Raw genomic sequence first — 720 nt, 5'->3', positions numbered from 1 at the left:
CCGAGTCGCCGGGATCAGGTGTCCGCCGGTACGCCCGTAGGGAGCGTGCACACCCGTCGGGAGAAGCGCCGTGCTACGGCCGCCGCCCAGGGAATCCGTCCGACAGGTGAACCGATCCGTCGAGGGGCACGCCCGGGCAGCAGCTCCCGGGCACGAAAAAACCCCCGGAAGACCGGGGGTTTGTCTGTGCGCGATACTGGGATCGAACCAGTGACCTCTTCCGTGTCAGGGAAGCGCGCTACCGCTGCGCCAATCGCGCCCGTTGGGGCTATTCAGTTTTACCGTGAGGTGGCGACGGGATTCGAACCCGTGTAAACGGCTTTGCAGGCCGGTGCCTAGCCGCTCGGCCACGCCACCGTGTGGATTGACCCCACGTGCGAAGAGTCTTCCGAAGAAGACCCTCTGCACTCGAGCGGATGACGAGACTCGAACTCGCGACCCCAACCTTGGCAAGGTTGTGCGCTACCAACTGCGCTACATCCGCATTTCGTTCCCGGTTGTCCCGGGCACTCATGAAACATTAGCCGAAGATTCCCCCTCCGCCAAACCCGCAGCGAATCTCGCGCGTGTCTCACAGAGTGGTCCGTACGGCCTCTGAGCGTCGGGTAGTATCGGTTGACGTACCCCACGGGTATGGGCGATTGGCGCAGTTGGTAGCGCGCTTCCTTCACACGGAAGAGGTCATCGGTTCGAGTCCGGTATCGCCCACCAGAGAAGCGC

The 720-nt window shown here is 63.5% G+C and carries 4 tRNA genes; 1 reads left to right on the top strand and 3 read right to left on the bottom strand.

The features are described from left to right. Window positions 1–187: 187 nt before the first annotated feature. The 3 genes from ACNPM4_RS01400 to ACNPM4_RS01390 all read right to left on the bottom strand — a co-directional run bounded on the left by ACNPM4_RS01400 (window position 188) and on the right by ACNPM4_RS01390 (window position 484). Window positions 188–259 (bottom strand) — tRNA-Val (locus tag ACNPM4_RS01400). 27 nt (window positions 260–286) lie between these two features. After that, window positions 287–357 (bottom strand) — tRNA-Cys (locus ACNPM4_RS01395). Between the two features lie 54 nt (window positions 358–411). Further along, window positions 412–484: transfer RNA gene (locus ACNPM4_RS01390), tRNA-Gly, on the bottom strand. A 151-nt stretch (window positions 485–635) separates the two neighbouring features. On the opposite strand from ACNPM4_RS01390, the gene ACNPM4_RS01385 reads away from it, so the two are divergent. Then, window positions 636–711, top strand: a tRNA-Val gene (locus ACNPM4_RS01385). The last annotated feature ends 9 nt before the right edge of the window (window positions 712–720 follow it).

This window comes from Microbacterium umsixpiens, assembly GCF_053543675.1.
This window is presented reverse-complemented; position numbering and strand designations above follow the sequence as displayed.